At 70.5% G+C, this 19,558-nt stretch carries 10 protein-coding genes; 7 read left to right on the top strand and 3 right to left on the bottom strand.

The window, feature by feature from the left end; all coding sequences use genetic code 11:
- Nucleotides 1-81: 81 nt before the first annotated feature.
- Entirely contained in the window at nt 82-1,062 is a 981-nt protein-coding gene (locus NU688_RS16590) for a tripartite tricarboxylate transporter substrate-binding protein (protein WP_257861804.1), read from the top strand.
- A 6-nt stretch (nt 1,063-1,068) separates the two neighbouring features.
- On the opposite strand, the gene NU688_RS16585 is transcribed toward NU688_RS16590, so the two are convergent.
- On the bottom strand, nt 1,069-2,286 hold the full coding sequence (locus tag NU688_RS16585; RefSeq protein WP_257861803.1) for an ABA4-like family protein: 1,218 nt from the start codon (nt 2,284-2,286) through the stop codon (nt 1,069-1,071).
- Nucleotides 2,287-2,419: 133 nt separating this feature from the next.
- Here NU688_RS16585 and NU688_RS16580 point away from each other — a divergent pair, with 133 nt between their 5' ends.
- The gene (locus tag NU688_RS16580; RefSeq protein ID WP_257861802.1) at nt 2,420-3,046 is read left to right on the top strand and encodes a TetR/AcrR family transcriptional regulator; all 627 of its coding nucleotides are present in this window, start codon (nt 2,420-2,422) and stop codon (nt 3,044-3,046) included.
- A gap of 10 nt (nt 3,047-3,056) precedes the next feature.
- On the opposite strand, the gene NU688_RS16575 is transcribed toward NU688_RS16580, so the two are convergent.
- Complete coding sequence (locus tag NU688_RS16575) at nt 3,057-3,500, bottom strand: Lrp/AsnC family transcriptional regulator (protein ID WP_206175245.1); 444 nt, start codon at nt 3,498-3,500, stop codon at nt 3,057-3,059.
- A 111-nt stretch (nt 3,501-3,611) separates the two neighbouring features.
- Here NU688_RS16575 and NU688_RS16570 point away from each other — a divergent pair, with 111 nt between their 5' ends.
- From NU688_RS16570 to NU688_RS16550, 5 genes are all read left to right on the top strand, one after another.
- A complete protein-coding gene (locus tag NU688_RS16570; protein WP_257861801.1) occupies nt 3,612-4,514 on the top strand; it encodes a DMT family transporter in 903 nt (300 codons plus the stop codon).
- Nucleotides 4,515-4,656: 142 nt separating this feature from the next.
- Nucleotides 4,657-5,370 (top strand): STN domain-containing protein, encoded by a 714-nt coding sequence (locus tag NU688_RS16565; RefSeq protein ID WP_257861800.1) that lies wholly within the window; start codon nt 4,657-4,659, stop codon nt 5,368-5,370.
- A complete protein-coding gene (locus NU688_RS16560; protein ID WP_257861799.1) occupies nt 5,367-5,888 on the top strand; it encodes an RNA polymerase sigma factor in 522 nt (173 codons plus the stop codon). Before NU688_RS16565 ends, NU688_RS16560 begins: the two co-directional genes overlap by 4 nt.
- A 70-nt stretch (nt 5,889-5,958) precedes the next feature.
- On the top strand, nt 5,959-6,978 hold the full coding sequence (locus NU688_RS16555) for a FecR domain-containing protein (RefSeq protein WP_257861798.1): 1,020 nt from the start codon (nt 5,959-5,961) through the stop codon (nt 6,976-6,978).
- Nucleotides 6,979-7,116: 138 nt separating this feature from the next.
- The gene (locus NU688_RS16550) at nt 7,117-19,107 is read left to right on the top strand and encodes a filamentous hemagglutinin family protein (RefSeq protein ID WP_257861797.1); all 11,991 of its coding nucleotides are present in this window, start codon (nt 7,117-7,119) and stop codon (nt 19,105-19,107) included.
- 24 nt (nt 19,108-19,131) lie between these two features.
- On the opposite strand, the gene NU688_RS16545 is transcribed toward NU688_RS16550, so the two are convergent.
- The gene (locus NU688_RS16545; RefSeq protein ID WP_257861796.1) at nt 19,132-19,467 is read right to left on the bottom strand and encodes a hypothetical protein; all 336 of its coding nucleotides are present in this window, start codon (nt 19,465-19,467) and stop codon (nt 19,132-19,134) included.
- Between the last annotated feature and the right edge of the window lie 91 nt (nt 19,468-19,558).

Raw genomic sequence — 19,558 nt, 5'->3', positions numbered from 1 at the left:
TGATGGATTAGATCAACTATTTGTTACCTTCGTATAAACAAAGTAACAAAAACCGGCCTGTCGCCGGAAGCAGGAGATCTCGTGGCCATTGTCTTTTCCCGGCGCAGGCTCACCGCATGGTGCGTTGCCGTCCTTGCCGGTTTCGGCGCTGTCGCGTCCGCTCAAGCGCAGACCCTGGACGGCCCGCTCACGCTCGTCGTCGGCTACGCGCCCGGCGGCAGCACCGACCGCATGGCGCGGCTCATCGCGGAGCGGCTGAGCCCGAAGATCGGCGTGCCGGTGACGGTCGAGAACCGCCCCGGCGAAGGCGGCCGGCTGGCCGCCAAGCAGATCAAGCGCGCAACTGCCGCCGAGAACATCCTGATGCTCGGCAACCCGGCGGTGATGGTGATCGCGCCGCTCGTGATCAAGGATGTGGGCTACGACCCCGACAAGGACTTCGTGCCGGTCTCCCAGGTCAGCAGCTACGACTTCGCGCTGGCCGTGGGCAACAAGCTGCAGCTCGACCGCGCAATGTTCCTGGTGGGCCGGCTCTGGGCGCACCCGGAAGAAGCGGTCTTCGGCGTGCCGGCCACCGGCAGCCTGCCGCACTTCTTCGGCCTCATGGTGGGCGATGCACTGAGCGTGCAGCCGCAGATCAAGGGCTACGGTGGTTCCGCACCGCTCGCGGCGGACCTGAGCGGCGGCTCGCTGCCGATCGCGATCGACACGATGGACTCGCTCTACGCGCAGCACGTGGCAGGCAAGATCCGCATCCTGGCGGTGTCGGGCAAGAAGCGCGCGAGCTTCGCGCCCTCGGTGCCGACCTTCCGCGAGGCCGGCATGAAGATCGATGCCGATGGCTGGAACACCTTCTTCGCGCCGAGCACGATGCCGCAGCCGAAGGTGCAACTGCTGGCCACGAAGATCCGCGAAGTCATGCAGGACCCGGGCTTGCAGAAGGCGGCCGATGCGCTCTACATCACGCCGGTCGTGAGCACCGCCGCGGAAACCGCGCAGATGCTCAAGACCTACCGCCAGCAATGGGAGCCGGTGGTGCGCCGCTCCGGCTTCGCGCCCTGATGCCGTTCAGCCGCCAAGCGCGATCAGCGGCACGCCCGTGTACGCCAACCTGAACGCATAGATGATCGCCGCCGCATAGCCGGCGGTCAGCACCCAGACCGCCGCCCGCCCAAAGGGAATGCGCCACATCGCGATCAGCGCGCCGGCGAGCGGCAGCACCTGCTGCGCATGCACGCCAAGGAAATGCGGAACCCGCAGATCGCCTCCGGTGGCTGACCAACCGACAACGGGCAGCACCGCGCCGCCCGCGAGCGCACCGAATGTGGGGCCCTCATGCTGGCTGATCGCGATGCCCGCGCTCGCGCCGGCCACGAAGGTCAGCACCAGGCCGATCACCGTCGCGAGCCGGTAGGCCGGCGGCAGCGCGTCGCCATGGCGCGCGAACTGCCAGGCGAGCGGCAAGGTCATGGCGTTGAGCGACAGCGCGCCCACGCCCATCAGCGCGTACATGACGGCGTGGAAGGTCGAGTCGTTGTTGAAATGCGAGGCCTGTCCGAGCGCGCCCTGCAGCGTGATGTAGCCGATCTCGAAGGTCCCCGTGGCGATGACGACGGCGACGATGACGCGCACCACGGCCGCGTTGCGGCGTTCGCGCGGCAGGTCGCCGATCAGCCAGGCCATCGTGAGCGCATAGAGGCTGACCGACGCCATGAACTTCAGCGGCTTCACCCACACGCCGACGCCGTTCAGCGTGCGCGGATCGAAATAGCTCGCCGCCAGCGCGGGCACCATGACCGCCAGCAGCAGGCCGCCGAACACCGTGAGCTGCGGCTGGCGCGCGTACAGCGTGCGCGCTGCCCGTGCGCAAACCGGCGCCACCCGCAGCGCAAGAAAGGCCAGGAGCCCGACAGGCCCGAACAGGAAGGTGAGCGCGAAGCACGGAATCAGCAGCACCGGCGCAATGCCGGCGCGCTCGCCTTCGCGCGCGATCCAGGTGCCCACGAAGAGATCGAAGGCGAGGTAGTGGAACCAACCCGCAGTGAGCAGGCCCGGATGCTGGAACAACGCATGCACCGCCGACAGCGAGCTGTAGCCACCGCCCTCGGCCGACGACCAGTACGTCGCCATCAGCCACCAATAGACCAGCCCGAGCCCGACCGGAATGACGATGCCGGTGAGCGCCCAGATGGCGGGTTTGGCGCGGCCCAGCCACGGCGCCGCGCCGAGGGCCGCCCAGGCGGGAAGGGCAATGGTGCCGCCTGCGCTGAAAAGTGAATCGAACATGGATGACCTCGCTGGTGGAAAGGGGCGACGGAAGAAGAACTGGCTTTATCTTGACATCGTTTAAATAGAAAATCCATCGAAATTTAAACGGTGTAAAGTTCGTCTATCGAAAACACCTGGAAATCGAGCAGTCATGGCGGAAAGAAAAAAGGCGGAAGCGCCTGCGCCCTATCACCACGGCGACCTGCGCGCGGCACTGATCGAAGCAACCGAGGGCCTGCTCGCCGAGCGCGGCGTGGAGGGCTTCACGCTGCGCGAAGTGGCGCGCCGCGCGGGCGTGTCGCCCGCGGCGCCGCTGCATCACTTCGGCAGTGCCGCCGGTCTGCTGACCGAGGTGTCCATCCTGGGGTACGAGGAACTCACGCGCTCGCTGCGCGCCGGCACGGCCAGCGGCGGCAAGGACCCTGCGCGCCGGCTGCGGGGCCAGGGTTTGGGGTACGTCCACTTCGCGTTGGCATACCCGGGGCGCTTCCAGCTCATGTTCCGCAAGGACAGGCTGATGCAGGACCCGCGGCTGGCACAGGCCGGCGACGCGGCCTACGCCGAACTGGAGATGGCGGTGCGCGACTACACCGGCTGGGGCCAGGAGAAAGCGCTGAACCGTGCGACGCAGGCGACCGTGCTGGCGGCCTGGTCCACGGTGCATGGCTTCGCGCACCTCGCGCTCGACGAGAAGTTCGGCGCACCGGCCGGCGCTGAAGGCACGCGGGAATTCGTCGACGGCATGCTGCCCGAGATCCTGCGGCAGCTCTGGCCCTAGCCTTGGAAAACTAGGCGGGCCGCAACGGCGGCAATCGCCGCGGGATCGTGTGCGCCTTCACGATCGAGGTGTTCGTCTCCGCCTTCGCCGCGATGCGGTCGAGGATGCCGTCGAGTTGCTCCAGCGATTGCAGGAAAAGCCGCGCGATGAAGCAGTCTTCGCCCGTGACCTTGTCGCACTCGCAGAACTCCGGCGTGTTCTCGATCAGCTTCTGCACTGCCTGCAACTGGCCCGGCAGGGGACGGATGCGCACGATGGCCTGGAACTGGTAGCCGAGTGCCTTGGGGTTCAACGCGAGCGTGTAGGCGCGGATCACGTCGCGCTCTTCCAGCCGCCGCAGCCGCTCGGCCACGCTGGGCGAAGAGAGGCCCACCTGCTGGGCGAGGTCCTTGAGCGACATGCGCGCGTTCGCGCCGAGGGCTGTCAGGATGTCCTGGTCGATGTCGTCCAGCATGGCGCGATCTCCGGTGGTTTGAGCGGTGAACCTAATTTTCGATGGCAATCGAATGCCATCGCCTTTTTTAAAGCATTCTCATCCGTTGCCAAAGCTGGCACGCTCGACGCCATGCAAACCCAGCTTCGCGGCGCGCTCGAAATGAGCGTCGCCATGGTGATTTCCGGAACCATCGGATGGTTCGTGGTCCGCTTCAACCAGCCGTTGGTCGACGTGCTGTTCTGGCGCTGCGTGTTCGGCGCGGCCACGCTGCTGGCCGCATGCGTCGCGCTGGGCGTGCTGCGCCGCGGCCTCACGCCGCGCACGCTCGCGCTGGCTGCGTTCGGCGGCGTGGCACTGGTCGTCAACTGGTTGCTGATCTTCGCGTCGTTCTCGCGTGCATCGATCTCCATCGCCACCGCGGTCTACAACACGCAGCCCTTCATGCTGGTCGCGCTCGGTGCGCTGCTGTTCTCCGAACGGCTGACGGCGATGAAGGTGGCGTGGCTTTGCATCGCCTTCGCCGGCGTCGTGCTGGTGGCGCAAGCCAAGGGTGGCGGCGGCGCCGATGGCTCGGCCTATCTTTCAGGCGTGCTGATGGCATTGGGCGCCGCCTTCTGCTATGCGGTGGCCGCGATCGTCGCGAAGAAGCTCGGTGACATGGCGCCGCACCTCATCGCGCTGATCCAGGTCTGCGTGGGCATCGCGATGCTCGCGCCGTTCGCGCACCTGCGCGCGCTGCCCACCGATGCGGGCACCTGGGGCGTGCATCTCACGATGGGCGTGGTCTACACCGGGCTGGTGTTCATCCTGCTGTACGGCGCGATCCAGAAGCTGCCGACGACGGTGGCCGGTGCGCTGTCGTTCATCTATCCGCTGGTGGCGATCGGTGTGGACTTCGTGGCCTTCGGCCAGCGCCTGGCGCCGGCGCAACTCGTCGGCGCCGCGGCCATCCTGATCGCGGCGGCGGGCATGACGTTCGGGTGGCGCCTGCCGGGTCTGGCATCGCGCGCAACTGCTGCCGGGAAGCGTTGATTCGCGCAGCGTGTCATTGCACTGACACGCCATCGTCACGCCGCGCCGTCACGATCCCGGTCGCCCCGGAGCCACACCGCTGCGCGGGCCTCCGAACAGTGCCGCACATGGTTGCCTTCCCCTTCTTCGATGCTGAGTCAGCATGCCTGTCGCTGGCCGGTACCTGCTCGCGGGATTGATGGCCATGCTCGGAGTCTGCAGTGTCGCGCGCGGCACCGGCGTACAGCCGGCCGCCATCGAAACCGAAGCCCCGGCGGTGTTCGCGGGCCGCATCCGGTTCGACATTCCACGCCAGCCGCTGCAAAGCGCGCTGGCCCGGTTCCACGGCCTGACCGGGCAGTCGCTGCTCTACGACGAACTCATCGCCGAAGGGCGCATGGCAGGCCCGCTGCAGGGCGAATACACGCCCGAGGCCGCGTTGCATCGCCTGCTGGAAGGCAGCGGCATCGTGGCCCGCTACACCTCGCAGGCGGCCTTCATGCTGGTGCGCGAGGCCGCACCGGAAGGCGCGGGCAGCGTGCCGCCGGCTCAGGACCCGGAGGCTCCCGCACGCGCCGCCAGGCAGGACTACTACGGCCGGTTGCAGGCCCGTCTGGTCGCCGTGCTGTGTGGCGATCCGAAGACGATTCCCGGCAGCTACCGCCTGGCCCTGAATATCTGGGTCGGGGCGGACAACACCGTTTCGCGCATGCTGCTGCATCCAACCGGCGACGTCGCACGCGACGCGCGCATCCGGGCGCTGCTCACCGGACTCGCGCTGCCGGCCGAGCCGCCCGTCGGCCTGGCGCAGCCCGTCACGCTGCTGGTCTTGCCGCGCCAGCCTAAGCAGACCGGCGATTGCAGGGCGCCCGCATGAGCGCCGCTCCTTCAGAGCTGCTGCGTTTCCTCGTCGACCGCTATGACATTCTGAGAAGGAAACTGACGCACCACCTGGGCTCGATCGAGCTGGCCGAAGACGTGCTGCACGACACCTACGTGAAGCTCTCGACCCGCGCACCCGCGGCGCCGGTGCACAGCCCGCAGAGCTTTCTGCTGCGCACGGCCATCAACCTGGCCATCGACCGCATCCGCTCCGACCGGCTGCTCCTGTCGAGCGAGGAAGTCGATGAACTGCTGGTGCCCGACCAGAACGCCGCCGACCCCGCCGACGCCGCCGGCGCGCGCATCGACCTGGAGACGCTTGCCCGCGTGATGGACCAGCTGCCGCCGCTGCGTCGCCAGCTTCTTTTCGCATCGCGCGTCGAAGGCGTTCCGCAGAAGGAGCTGGCTCGCCGCTATGCGATTTCGCTGCGCCGCGTGGAGCGCGAAATCCACACTGCGCACGAATTCTGCGTGGCACAGATGCGCAACAAAACCAAAAAAAGCGGCGGTTGACCGCGCCGCCATCCGTCCAGGTCTTGCACACGCACCTCCAGGCGCAGCCCGCCCGCCGAAACCGAATCCGATGACTGTTGCGAACATGGCCGTTGACGATCCCGATGCCTCCGCGTCTCCTCTGGACGAGGAAGCGCGCGCCTGGGTGCGCCACCTGAGTTCGGGCAGGGCCACCGGCCGCGATGCCCGGCTGCTGCGGCAATGGTGCGCGCTCAGCGAGCCGCATCGCGAGGCCTTTGCACGCGCACGGCAGGAGTGGCACGACATCGGCGGCATCGCGGCCACCTACCAGCGTCTGTTCCCGTTGTCGGCGGCCGCACCGCGCCGCGTCGCGGCGGCTGCGACAGGGCCCGATCCGCGGCGCCGCTGGCTGCTTGGCGCCGGCCTGTCGGCCGCGGGCGCCGCGGCGGTGGTGGCGGCCATCCATCCGCCGCTCGCGCTGTGGCCCTCATGGTCGGAGCTGTCCGCCGACTACCGCACCGGCACCGGCCAGCAGGCGAGGGTGGCATTGTCCGAGCAGGTCGAGATCACGCTCAACACGCAGACCAGCCTGGCGGTGCAGGCGGCCGGCAGCAGCGAAGGCAGCGACCGCATCCGCCTGATTGCCGGAGAGGCTTCCATCCAGCGCGGCCCTGGTGCCCGGCCCGTGGAGCTGATGGCGGGCAGCGGACGCATCCTGCCCGGCGTGGGCGGCGTCGAAGTGCGGCGGGTGGACGGGCGCTGCAGCGTCACCTGCACCGAAGGCCGCGCCGAGGTGCTGCATGCCGCCGGCAGCGTTGCATTGCGCGAAGGCGAGCGCGTCTGGTACGGCCCCGAGGGCCTGGCTGCGGCCGTGCCCGTCGACATGGAACAGGCGCTGGCGTGGCGCCGCGGCGTGGTGGTGTTTCGCGGCACACCGATGGCCGAGGCCGTCGCCGAGATCAACCGCTACCGCGCGGGCCGGGTGGTGCTGGTGAACGACGCGCTGGCGAGCCGGCGCCTGAGCGGGCACTTCCGCATCAGCGCGCTGGACGAGGCCATCGTGCAGATCCAGAAGCTGTTCGGCGCCAGCGTGACACGGCTGCCGGGCGGTGTCGTGGTGCTCGCCTGACGGGGAAACAACGCGGACGGCAGATTTCCTGGCGGGTCTTCGCCGCTGCAACGTCTAGGTAGCAGCCGGTGTTCCGGCGACCGGCATGCGGTCGCCGGCATGCCAAGAACACCTCATGTTTCACCCGGACCCGCCGCCATGTCGTTTCGCCCGTCCCCGTCTTCCGTTTCCCCCGCCTCTGCGCGCCGGCGTGTCCGGCTCAAGCCCGTTGCGCACGCGATCGCGCTGTTGGCCATTGCCGGCGGCATGGCCGGCACGGCCCATGCGCAGCGCGCGTTCAGCGCGGGCTGGATGGCGCAGAAGAACATGGCCCAGAGTTCGGCCGCGGCCACAGGCCGCATGCCCAATGGCCAGCCGGCCTCGATGCTCACCAGCCCGCAGGCACAACAGCAACGCGCGAGCCAGGAACTGCAGCGCTCGCTTGGCAACCTGAACCTGGCGGCGCAGGGCATCGCCGCGCAGCAGGCCGCACAGGCCGCCGCGCGCCGCGCCGCGCAGGCAGAAGCCTCCGTACCCGACGGCCTTGCGGAAGGCGGCCTGCGGATCGACAGCGCCAGCCTCACCGCCGGCTGGCTCAACGCCGAGCGTCCGCAGCAGTCCACGTCGGCCGACGGCCGCACGAACGTCGCGATCCGCCAGACCGGCGACAGGGCCATCCTGAACTGGGAGACCTTCAACGTCGGCAAGGCCACCACGGTGGAGTTCCAGCAGCAGAAGGACTGGGCGGTGCTCAACCGCGTGAACGATCCGCAGGCGCGGCCGAGCCGCATCCAGGGACAGATCAAGGCCGAGGGCACGGTGCTCATCGCCAATCGCAACGGCGTGGTCTTCAGCGGCACCAGCCAGGTGGACACGCGCAACCTCGTGGCCGCGGCCGCGAACATCGGCGATGCGCAGTTCCAGAAGAACGGCATCTATGGCGCGCAGGCCGGCGGCCAGCCACTGCCCAGTTTCACCGATGCGCTCGGCAAGGTGGAGGTGCAGCCCGGTGCGCGCATCACGACGCGCCAGCCCACCTCGGTGACGCAGGGCGGCGGCTATGTGCTGCTGTTGGGGGCCGAGGTGCACAACGCCGGCGAGATCGTCACGCCGCGCGGCCAGACACTGCTCGCGGCCGGCGACAGCTTCGTCATCCGCAAGGGCGCGGGCACCGATGGCAATGCGTTCTCGACCACACGCGGCAACGAGGTGGCGCCGCGCTTCATGCCTGAAAGCACCGCGGGGCTGGTGCGCAACAGCGGCCTCGTGGTGGCGACAGAGGGCGACATCACGCTGACCGGCCGCGACGTGCGCCAGGACGGCGTGGCGCTGGCCACCACGACCGTCAACGCGCGCGGAACCGTGCACCTGCTGAATGCGGCGAGCGATGCCAGGGGCCGGGTGACGGTCGGCAAGAACGCCGTGACGGCCGTTCTGCTCGACGCCAACGCCAGTGCGACCGCGCTCGACACCCAGCGCGAATCCCTCATCAAGGAATCGGCGGAACTCGACCGCCTTCGCACCATTGCAACGGCGAATGCCTTCGACAACCTTTCGCGCCTGCAGGACCGGCGCGACCTGTCGCGCATCGAAATCGTGAGCGGCGGCGACGTGAACTTCGAGGGCGACTCGCTCACGCTCGCCACCGGCGGCCAGATCGCGGTGAGCGCCAGGCGGCGTGCCTTCGTCGCAAGGAACGCGCAGCTCGATGTCTCGGGCGCGGTGGGCGTGAGCGTGGCCATGGAGGCCAACAACGTCCAGGTGAACATCCAGGGCAACGAGCAGCGCGATGCACCGCTCAACCGCGACACCGGCAACCTGAACAACGCCAACGTCTGGATCGACCGCCGGCGCCTGAGCTACGTGCCCGCGAAGCAGGGCGTGTACGACAAGGACCGCTGGTACACCGCCGGCGGCCTGCTCGAGGTCGGCGGCTACCTGGGCAACCAGCCGCACAGCCTGGGCGAGTGGATGGCGCAGGGCGGCACGGTCGTGCTCGGCGGCGCCGAGGTGGTCACGCAGCGCGGCTCGGCCATCAACCTCTCGGGCGGCACGCTGAACGTGCGGACCGGCTATCTGAACCAGAGCTGGCTCAAGGGCAGCGACGGTCAGCTGTACCGGCTCGACAGGGCGCCGATCGACGTGGTGTTCGACGGCCTCTACCGCGGCTTCGAGGACGCGCACGTGCGCTGGGGCAAGAAGAACACGGGCTACTACTACAACCCGCTCATCGGCCCGCAGCGGCAACTGGAGAATGGCTACACCGTGGGGCGCGATGCGGGCCGGCTGGTGGTGAGCGCGCCCACCGCCGTGCTCGAGGGCGACATCGAGGCGAAGGTCTTCCAGGGTGTGCGCCAGACGCAGGCCCGCGGGCTCGCCCAGGACGGCTATCTGCAATCGCAGATGGCGGTGGCGCAACCTGGCACGCTGGCGCTGCGGCGCGTCGGCGGCGTGGGGGCGGACGGTGCCTTCGACATCCGCGTGCGCGTCGCCGAGGTGGCGGACATCTCGGACGACATCGCGGCGGACTCGTCGGCCCCGCTGCCGCTGACGCGGATCGGCACGGCGCTGATCGACGCCGCGCGGCTCGGCGGCTTCGGCCTCGGCGCGCTCGAGATCGCCAGCGCCGGCGAGGTGAGCGTGGAGCGGCCGCTGCGCCTGGCCGACGGCGGCCGGCTGGAGATCATGGCCGCGCTCACCCGGATCGATGCCGACCTGACCGCGCGCAGCGGCGACATCGTGATCGGCAACGTGGCGCCGGTCATGACGGCGACCACTCCCGTCCCGGGCCAGCTGCTGCAGCGCGACGGCGCCGCGCAGTTCGTGCTTGGCGAGGGCGTGAAGCTCGACCTGCGCGGCCTGTGGACCAACCAGCAGCTGGACCGCGGCACCGAAACCGGCGTGGCCTTCGTCGATGGCGGGAGCCTCTCGGTACGCATGGTCCAGGGCGGCATCGCGCTGGGGCGAGGCAGTCTGGTCGACGTGTCCTCGGGCGCCACGCTGGCGCGCGACGGCCGGCTGGCGGGCGGTCGCGGCGGCGACGTGAGCCTGCTTGCAGGGGCGAGCCTGAACGATGCGTCCCGGACGGAAAACCCCGGCAGCGCCGTGCTGCGGCTCGACGGCGAACTCCGCGCCCAGGGCGTGCTCGGCGGCGGCACACTGACGCTGCAGTCGCCCGGGAACATCGTGTTCGGCCACGACGCCGTGCTTGCCGGCGGCGTGCTGGCGCCCGACACGCCGGCGCCGACGCCCATCGTGCTCGTGCGCGATGTGCACCTTGCGGTCGGAGACCGGCTGCCGGTCACGACCGCCACCGCGCTGTCGGTCTCGCTGCAGGACTTGCGGCTGCCATTCGCGCTGAGTCCGACCAATGCGGCACCGCTGGTGACCGGCGCCGCCTGGACCGTGCCGGCCGGCGTGGGCTTGTACACCGCCCAGGGTTACCAGGCGGCCGGCACCATGCTGCCGGCCGGCACGCGCATCAATTCGTTCGCCACCCAGATTCCTGCGGGCACGGTGCTGCCGTCGGCCGTGTTTGCGCAAGGCATTCCGGTGAATGGGTACAACTTCGTCCAGCAAGCGGGCGAGGCGGCGGTGATTCCCGTCACCTATGCCGCGGGCCGAATCATCGAGCGCGGCGCGCGCTTTGCACAGCAGGTCGCCTTCGAGCCCGCGCAGCAGATCGCGCCCGACTTGCTGCGCAGCGGCTTTTCCTCCTACCGGCTGACCAGCTTCAGCGGTATCCGCATCGTAGAGGGCGAGATGCTGCGGCCCGAGGTGCCGGTGCTGCGCGCAAGCGCCGCCGCACCCGACGTCGAGACCGGTGCCGACCCGGCGCGCGCGCTCGAAAGCTGGCTGCCGCCGCTGTACCGCGAGAACCCCGGAAAGCGCCGCCTGACCCAGCGCGAAGGCGCCAGCCTCCAGTTGCACGGCACCACGCTCGAGTTGGCGCGCGGCGCGGGCATCGAGGTCGATGCGGGCCGCCAGGTGCGGCTCCTGGCGCAGGAGCAGCTCACCATCGAGGGCCGCGTCGCCGCACCCGGCGGCGACATCGTGCTGAACACCGCCCCCACGCGCGGTCCCACGAACCCGCAATTGGCCCCCCTGGGAACCTCCATCTGGATCGGCAGCGATGCCGTGCTCGACGTGGCCGGCCGCGCCTACACCGCGATCGACAGCGCGGGCCTGCGCTACGGCATCGCGCCCGACGGCGGTTCGATCCGCATCGGCCTGGAAGACTTCACCCGCGCCGATCGCGACTTCCTCAAAGCGACCGGCGCGCACGTGATCGTGCGGCCGGGTGCACGGCTCGATGCCTCGGGCGCGAGCGCGGAGATCGACATCCCCGCCGGCAACGCGTCGCCGGCCGCGGCACAGACGCAGCGCCTGGCCGGCGACGGCGGCCTGATCCGGATCGGTTCGTCGCGCGGCATCTTCAACGACGGACTGCTGCGCGCGGCAGCCGGCGGCGAAGGGGCGGCCGGCGGCACGCTCAACCTCGTGCTGGAGAACCCGCTGAACCTGAGCGACCGGGTGCAGGTGCTGAGCATCGCGCAGGACCGCGTTGCCAGCGGCGCGGCGGCCGATCTGCGGCCCGGCGTGGCCGATGCCTCGCTCGTCGATGCCCACGCGCGCACCAGCGCCGAAGAAATCCGCGCCGGCGGCTTCGGCACGCTCGACCTCTGGAGCCGCGATGTCTTCAGCTTCGAAGGCGACGTGAATCTGCGGCTGCCCGAAAGCCTGATGCTGCATCGCGGCGTGCTGTCGGTGTCGGCCGCGACGCCGCGCGCCCAGGTGTCGCTGGCCGCTCCCTATGTGCTGCTGGACGGCAAGGTCGATATCGCACTCACGCCCGGCGAGTTCGTCTCGGGCCTGAGCTTTGGCTACGAATACGGGCGGCTGTTGTCGTCGGCGAGGAACGAAGGGCGGCTCGCGATCGAGGCCGACCTGCTCGACGTGCGCAACAAGAGTTTCCTGGGCGCCGCAGGCGCGAGCCCGCGCCTGCGCCCGATCGACGGCGGCGAAAGCCAGATCGACAGCACCCCGCAGGACTTCTACGGCTTCGATGCCACCACGCTGTACAGCCGCGGTGACCTGCGCCTCACCAACGGCCTGGTCGCCAGCGGCGGCGACATGACGGTGACTGCCGCGCAGATCTATCCCACCACCGGCGCGACCGGCGAGCTGCGCGTCGGGTATCGCATGAATTCCGAACGACGCTACGCCTACGACGCGGATCGCACGCTGACCCTGCGAAGCACGGGCGGCCCCGGCGAGCTGCCCGCGATGCCGTCCTCGGTGTTCGGCACGCTGACGCTCGCGGCCGCGAAGATCGATCAGGGCGGCGTGCTGCGCGCACCCCTCGGAACGATCCTGTTCGGCGTGAAGCCGGTGGTCGGTCTCGGCTTGGCCCAGGAGCGGGGCCTGATGTTCGACGTGCTGCTGCGCGACGGCAGCCTCACGTCGACCAGCGCCGCGGGCCTGACCCTGCCTTACGGCGGCACGGTCGACGGCATCAACTATGTCTACAACGGCCAGGCGGTGGAGTTCCTCCCGCTGGCCGCGGCTGCCGGCCGGCCCGCCATCTACTCGGAGCTGTTCGTGCGGCCCGGCGTCGTGTTCGGCCAGGTGCAGCTCACCGCGCAGCCGGGCTCGGTGCTCGACATTTCCGGCGGCGGCACGCTGACCGGCGCAGGCTTCTTCACCGGCCGCGGCGGGTCGGTCGATGTGCTGCGCACGCCGCTTGTGAACGCCAATCCCGCCTACGGCTTCAGCACCCAGGGGGCCGGGGTGTATGCGATCGTGCCGGGCTTTTCGGGCGCCTATGCGCCGGTGAGTCCCGATGCGGGTGCGGGTGCGCCGCGCGTGGGCCAGCAGATCACGCTGGCCACCGCTGCCGGCGGCCTGCCTGCGGGCACCTACACGCTGATGCCCTCGACCTATGCACTGCTGCCGGGGGCATGGCGCATCGAGCTTGGTGCCCAGGGCACACAGGGCGCAACCGAGCAGTTCGGCGCACTGCGCGCGAGCGGATCGGTGCGTACCAGCGGCTACCTGGGCATCGCCAACACGTCCGTGCGCGATGCGCTGCCCACCGCGGTCACGCTCACGTCGGGGCAGGCGGTGCGCAGCCTCTCTCAGTACAACGAAGCCAGCTATGCGGACTTCGCGCTCGCCAAGGCGGCCTCGTTCGACAGCGTGCGGCCGCGGCTCGAACGCGATGCCCAGAGCCTGCACTTCGATTTCGGCACGGCCACCGGCAAGGCGATGTCGTTCGAGGGCACCGTCAGGGCGCAGCGCGCTTCGGGCGGCCTGGACGGCAATGTGTTCCTCACCGGGCAGCGCTCGATGGAAGTGCTGGCGCCCGGCGCAGCGGGCACGCCGGGCTTCGTCTCGCTCGATGCTGCCCAGCTCTCGGCCTTCGACGCCGGCGCGCTGATCGTCGGCGGCGTCTACGGCCTGCGGGATGTCTACGTCACCGTGGGGCAGGGAGCGATCCCTGTGGGGCCGCACGTGGTCTTCACCGCCGCCAACCTGGACGACGTGGTCGTGCGCGACGGCGCGCGGCTGACTGCCGGGCAGATATTTCTCACCGGGCGCAATGTGCGCGTCGAAGGCGGCGCCCTGCTGGACACCAGCCGCAGCACGACCGCGAGCTTCGACTCGTCGACGGGCTATGTCTATCTCGACTCCGCCAGCAACGGCGCCAACGCCGTCCTCACGGTGGGCAACGGCATCTTCAACTTCGCGCCGCCGCAGGGCGACGCATCGCCGCTGCTCGGTGCGATCACGGTCGGCGACGGCGCGATGCTGCGCACGCGCGGCACCATCGGTTTCCTGAGCAGCGGCCCCGTTGTCCTGGGCGACGCGGAGATCAATGCGCGCTACCTGAACATGACGGCGCCCACCATCCATGTCGGCACGCAGGCGTCGTTCGCCGAGGCGGAGGCAGAGGGCGTGCTCGGTTCGGGCGTGCGCCTGAGCCAGCACATGCTGGAGCGGCTGCTGCGCCCCAGCGTGCCGGGCCAGACGCCGATCGAGCAGCTGACGCTGACGGCCGGCAACTCGCTCAACTTCTTCGGCAGCGTGGACCTGGACCTGCGCGCGGCAGAGGGAAGCGATCGCGCGGATGCCGTGCTGTCGCTGAACACGCCGGCCATCTACGGCTGGGGCACCGCGGGGGATTCCGCGCGCATCGCGGCCGACACCCTGATCTGGAACGGCCTGTCCGTCGGCGACGGCGGACCCACGTCGCCCTTCGCGAGCCGGGCACCGGGCGCGCCGACGCCCGGCGGGGCCGGAACCGGCGCCGGCCGGCTGACGATGGATGCACGCCGCATCGAGTTCGGCTACGACCCGCTCGCGCGAACGCAGGACCAGGTGGCACTCGACCGGATCGCGCTGGGCTTCTCGGGCGTCGCGCTCAATGCCACCGAACGCATCACGGCCAACCACCGCGGCACGCTCTCGGTGTACCGGCAGGGGCGCGACGCCGCCACCTACGCCGGAGGCGACCTGACGCTCGCCACACCGCTGCTCACGGGGGAGACTGGCTCCTTCATGGCCTACCGTGCGGGCGGCGCCGTGAGCGTCGCCGCACCGGCTGGCGCGGCGCCTTCGAATCCGGCCGGCATCGACACCCTGGGCGCGGAACTGCGCCTGGCGGGCCGTTCGGTGGCGCTCGACACCGCCGTGGCCTTGCCCAGCGGGCGCCTGGTGCTCGAGGCGGAACAGGACATCCGCCTGGGCGACGCAGCCGCCATCGACCTGTCGGGCCGCGCCATTCGCTTCTTCGACGTCACGCGCCACAGCAGCGGTGGCGACCTGGTGATGGAGGCGGCCAACGGCGCCATCGAGCAGGCGGCCGCGTCGCGCATCGATGTGTCCGCGGCGGGCAAGCCGGCGGGTGCGATCCGCATCACCGCCACCGGCGCCGACGGACGCGTGAACCTCGCGGGCCGCATCCTCGGCGCCTCGCCGGCGGCGCGCGAGGCCGGCAGCATCGACATTCGCGCGCGCTCGCTCGACGACTTCGCGGGGCTGAACCAGCGCCTCAACGAGGGCGGCGTCTTCGGCGGCCGCGGCTTCGTCGTCAAGACCGGCGACCTGGCGATCGGCAACGAGTTGCGTGCCAACCGCATCGAGGTGTCGGTCGACGGCGGCTCGCTGACCGTCAACGGCCGCATCGACGCGAGCGGCGAGGACGTGGGCACCATCCGCCTCGCCGCACGCGACAGCCTTGTGCTCGCACAGGGCGCGGTGCTGGACGCGCACGGCACGCGGCTGGCCGTGGACGGCCGCGGCCAGGCCATCGAGGCCTCCAACCGCGGCCAGGTCGAGCTTGCGTCAACGGCCGGCACGGTGCGGTTCATCCCCGGCGCCACCATCGACCTGCGCTCGGCCGACGGCGTGGCGCGCGGGCGGCTCGAGATCAACGCCCCGCGCACCGGTGGTGGCGATGTCGCAGTTGATGCGGCCGCGGGCGTGACGGTGCGCGGCGCGGAGAGCATCGCGGTCAATGCCTTCGCGCGCTACATGCCCGAGGGCGGCACGATCGACCAGGCCTACCTCGACACGCTGCATGCCGACAGCAGCGCCTTCATCGATGCGGCGAACGCGAGCGGCGCCACCCGCGCCAGGCTGGCGGGGCTGCGCGCGTACGGCGACGCCTTCCATCTGCGCCCCGGCGTCGAGATCCGCAGCGACGGCGACCTGACCGTGAGCAGCGATCTCGATTTCTCCGGCTACCGCTATGGCCCCGGCGCCGATGCCGCGCTGCGCGGATCGGGCGAGCCCGGGGTGGTCGTGCTGCGTGCCGGAGGCCATCTCATCGTCAACGGCAGCATTTCGGATGGCTTCGCGCCGCCGCCCGGGACGCCCGACGACTTCGGCTGGACGAACCGCCCCGACGGGCAGGGCCGGATGATGGCGGTGGCCGACATGCTCGCACCGGGCATGCGCTCGTGGTCGATGCGCCTGGTGGGCGGCGCCGACCTCGGCGCGGCCGACAGCCGCACGCTGGCCGCGAAATCGCGGCTCGGCGAAGGCGGCGACGTGGTGCTCGACGATCCGCACCTGGCCGGCGTCGAGGGCGGCTATCCGAACGAGGCGTTCTCGGTGATCCGCACCGGCACCGGCTACCTGGACGTGCTGGCCGGCGGAGACTACCGGCAGAACTCGCTGTTCGGTGTCTACACCGCCGGCACGCAGATCGCGGGCAGCGAGGCCTGGGACACGGGTCGCGCGCAGTTCGGGGACGGCACCGTGCTCGGTGCCTGGAACCCCGGCTACGAGGCCACGCTCAACGCGCACCGCATGTACTTCACGCAGGGCGGCGGCGATCTGCTGCTGGCCGCGCAGGGCGACGTGCGCGGCCGCGTGGTGGCCGACACCTCCATCCTGCGCACCAGCAACGAGATCGGCCGGTGGCTCTGGCGCCAGGGTGGCGGTGAACTGGGCCAGCGCGCCGCATGGGGCGTCAACTTCGGTCAATACCGCATGGACGGACTCGCCGGCGCCGTCGAGCTGGTCGGATTCAACGGCATCGGCACACTCGGCGGCGGACACCTCACCGTGCGCGCCGGCGGCGACGCGGGATCGACAACCCATCTCTCGACCAACGACGTGGGCGCGACCACCTCCGGGCTCGACCTGGTCGTGGCGGCAAGCGGCCGGGTGGACGCCGCGGGCACACTGCTGCAGGCCGGCGGCGGGCGGCTGAGCTACGAGGTCGGCGGCCGCATCAACACCGGGCTGGACATCGGCGGCATCCCGATCACCACCGGGCAGATCGTGAACCTTCGCGGCGACACCCGGGTCGAGGCCGGCTCGGTCGGCATGACGCTGGAGGCCGGCTACGGCCTGAAGCTCGATCGCGACCCGCGCGCCGTCGATGTCCGTGCGCCGCGCGACCGCTTCGGCTACGGGGCTTTGGGCCTCACCGTGGGCGACGGCACGATCGCGATCGACACGCGTGGCGATCTCATCGCGGTCACCATGAGAGACGCCGGCCGCATTCAGTTGCGCGGCGGCGAGACGCAGGCGGCCGTTGCCGGCACGGAGGGCGCGGCCGCGACGTCGTTCACGCTGTGGACCGAGCGCAGCGGCCTCGAACTCTTCTCCGCCGGCGGCGACATCATGCAGGTACGGCCTCCGACGCTCGACACCGCCGCGATCCGCTACGACCCGGGCCGCTTCTCCGCGATCGCGGCGAACGGATCGATCACCACCGACATCACCCTCGCGCCCTCGCGGCTGGGCCGGCTGGAACTGCTCGCGGGCAACAGCATCTTCGGGGTCTCCGCCATGTCGAGCGGATCGACGGACTCCCTGGCCACACCCTTGCGGCCGCTGTGGCTGCTGGGCGCCCCGCCGTTGGGCCTGTCCGAACGCTACGCGAGCAACTTCTACGCCGATCTCAACGCGCGTCCCTTCGAGGGCGACCTCTACGAAAGCCTGCTGGAAGGCAGTTTGCTGTTCGGCCATGGGCCGGACCGTGCGACGGCCCTGCATGCCGATGCCGGCGAGCCGATCCGCATGTATGCCGCGCGGGGCGACATCGTTGCCAGCACCGGCAGGAGGACCGATCGCTACGAAGGCGTGTCGATCCTGGAGAGCTTCTACATCGCCGCCCGGCCGGTGCAGATGCGCGCGGGGCGGGACATCCTTGCCGACGGCTTCATCCTCAACAACCACCCTGGCGACATCTCGGTGGTCAGGGCCGGGCGCGACATCCTGGACACCACGCTGGACATCGCCGGGCCGGGGCTGCTGGAGGTCGGCGCGGGTCGCAACATCCAGCAGGGGATCTCGGGCTCCGGTGGCGTGAGCACCCTGCGCAGCGTCGGGCCGGTCGTCGAAGGCGACACGCGCGACGGCGCGGCCATCGTGCTCGTGGCAGGCATGGGCGCCAGGGGTCCCGACTACGCGGGTTTCGCGGCGCGCTACTTCGATGCGGCGAACCTGGCCGACGCGACGGCACCGCTGGCCGACCAGCCCGGCAAGGTCGCCAGGACCTACGAGCAGCGCCTGCTGGACTGGATGCAGGAACGCTTCGGCTACGCCGGTGCCGCGGAGGGCGCGCTGGCGGCCTTCCGGGCGCTGCCCGAGGAACAGCAGGGCGTGCTGGCGCGCGAGGTCTTCTACGAAGAACTGCGCCAGGGCGGCCGCGAATACAACGATGCCGACAGCCGGCGCGCCGGCAGCTACCTGCGCGGGCGCAACGCCATCGCCGCGCTGCTCCCCGCGCTCGATGCCGGGGGGAACGCCATCGGGCGCGGCGGCTCGATCACCTTCCAGACCACGGCCGGTGTCCACACCGACTTTGGCGGCGGCATCCAGGTGCTCGTGCCTGGCGGCGGCCTCACGCTGGGGGCCAACGGCATCGCACCGCCGCCCAGCACGGGCCTTCTGACCCAAGGCAGGGGCGAGGTCGAGATCTACACGCACGACAGCGTGCTGCTCGGCCTCTCGCGCATCTTCACCACCTTCGGCGGCGGCGTTCTCGCCTGGTCGGCCGAGGGCGACATCAACGCAGGCCGCGGCGCCAAGACCACTGTGGTCTACACACCGCCCAAGCGCGGGTACGACGCGCTCGGCAACGTCAAGCTCTCGCCCAACGTGCCGAGCACCGGCGCGGGCATCGCGACGCTGGCGCCGATCGCCGAGGTGCCGGCGGGCGACGTGGACCTGATCGCGCCGCTGGGCACCATCGACGCGGGCGAGGCGGGCATCCGCGTCTCGGGCAACGTGAACCTCGCGGCGCTGCATGTGGTCAATGCGGCCAACATCCAGGTCAAGGGCGAGTCCAGCGGGCTGCCCACGGTGGCGGCAGTGAATGTGGGCGCGCTGACCAACGCGAGCGCCGCCGCTTCGCAGGCCGGTGCCGCCGCGCAGGACGCGATGCAGCGCGAACGCAATGCGGCGCGGCAGGCCCAGCCTTCGGTCTTCACGGTGCGTGTGCTGGGCTTCGGCAACGAGCCCTTGCCGGGCAGCGGGGCCGGCTCCACCGCGCCGCGCGAGGACGCACGCGCCGGCGAAAAGACGGGCTACCGCAACGGCAGTGCGGTGCAGGTGCTGGGCGATGCGGCGATGGGCGCGTCGGAGCGCAACCAGCTCACGCCGGCGGAGCGGCGAAGCCTGGGGCTTTGAGAGGCGGGGGGAAGCGGCGCGCGGTCAGCTGGGGATGTCCCGCCGCTGCAGCCAGGTCCGCATCATCGTGCGCCGCTCGGTGCCGGGGGCTGCTGCAAGAAAGGCTTCCGCGTCCGCCCCGGCCAGGGGCTCGGAGCGCGTCACCGTGGTCGCCACGGACTGCACCTGCAGCCAGAGCGCGCCGCAGTGAACGCACGAATGGATCGTGAGTTCGTACGCGTCGACCCGGCCGAGGTACGCCTCGGTGGGGTCGCGTCCGGGCGTGCCGCAGCAGGTCCATTCCAGTGTCATGTCTTGCGGCTGCCGCGCCGCGTTCGCCCATCCCGCAAAGCGGGACCACAGGCTTGTTCTTGCTTGCATTTCGATGCTCCGACGGCTGCGCTGCGTAGTGCTTCGGAAAGCGAAGCCGGAGCGGGCAGCCTATCGGGTCGCGCGTAAAAAAGGCGCAAAA

This window comes from Variovorax sp. ZS18.2.2 (assembly GCF_024701975.1).
Classification (GTDB): Bacteria; Pseudomonadota; Gammaproteobacteria; order Burkholderiales; family Burkholderiaceae_C; genus Variovorax.
The sequence above is the reverse complement of the archived record's forward strand: the minus strand, read 5'-3'. Positions and strand labels throughout refer to the sequence as shown.

What these genes read in the sequence shown, in the direction of transcription:
- NU688_RS16585 (WP_257861803.1), bottom strand. Translation starts at nt 2,286, where the DNA reads ATGTTCGATTCACTTTTCAGCGCAGGCGGCACCATTGCCCTTCCCGCC.
- NU688_RS16580 (WP_257861802.1), top strand. Translation starts at nt 2,420, where the DNA reads ATGGCGGAAAGAAAAAAGGCGGAAGCGCCTGCGCCCTATCACCACGGC.
- NU688_RS16575 (WP_206175245.1), bottom strand. Translation starts at nt 3,500, where the DNA reads ATGCTGGACGACATCGACCAGGACATCCTGACAGCCCTCGGCGCGAAC.
- NU688_RS16570 (WP_257861801.1), top strand. Translation starts at nt 3,612, where the DNA reads ATGCAAACCCAGCTTCGCGGCGCGCTCGAAATGAGCGTCGCCATGGTG.
- NU688_RS16565 (WP_257861800.1), top strand. Translation starts at nt 4,657, where the DNA reads ATGCCTGTCGCTGGCCGGTACCTGCTCGCGGGATTGATGGCCATGCTC.
- NU688_RS16560 (WP_257861799.1), top strand. Translation starts at nt 5,367, where the DNA reads ATGAGCGCCGCTCCTTCAGAGCTGCTGCGTTTCCTCGTCGACCGCTAT.
- NU688_RS16555 (WP_257861798.1), top strand. Translation starts at nt 5,959, where the DNA reads ATGACTGTTGCGAACATGGCCGTTGACGATCCCGATGCCTCCGCGTCT.
- NU688_RS16550 (WP_257861797.1), top strand. Translation starts at nt 7,117, where the DNA reads ATGTCGTTTCGCCCGTCCCCGTCTTCCGTTTCCCCCGCCTCTGCGCGC.
- NU688_RS16545 (WP_257861796.1), bottom strand. Translation starts at nt 19,467, where the DNA reads ATGCAAGCAAGAACAAGCCTGTGGTCCCGCTTTGCGGGATGGGCGAAC.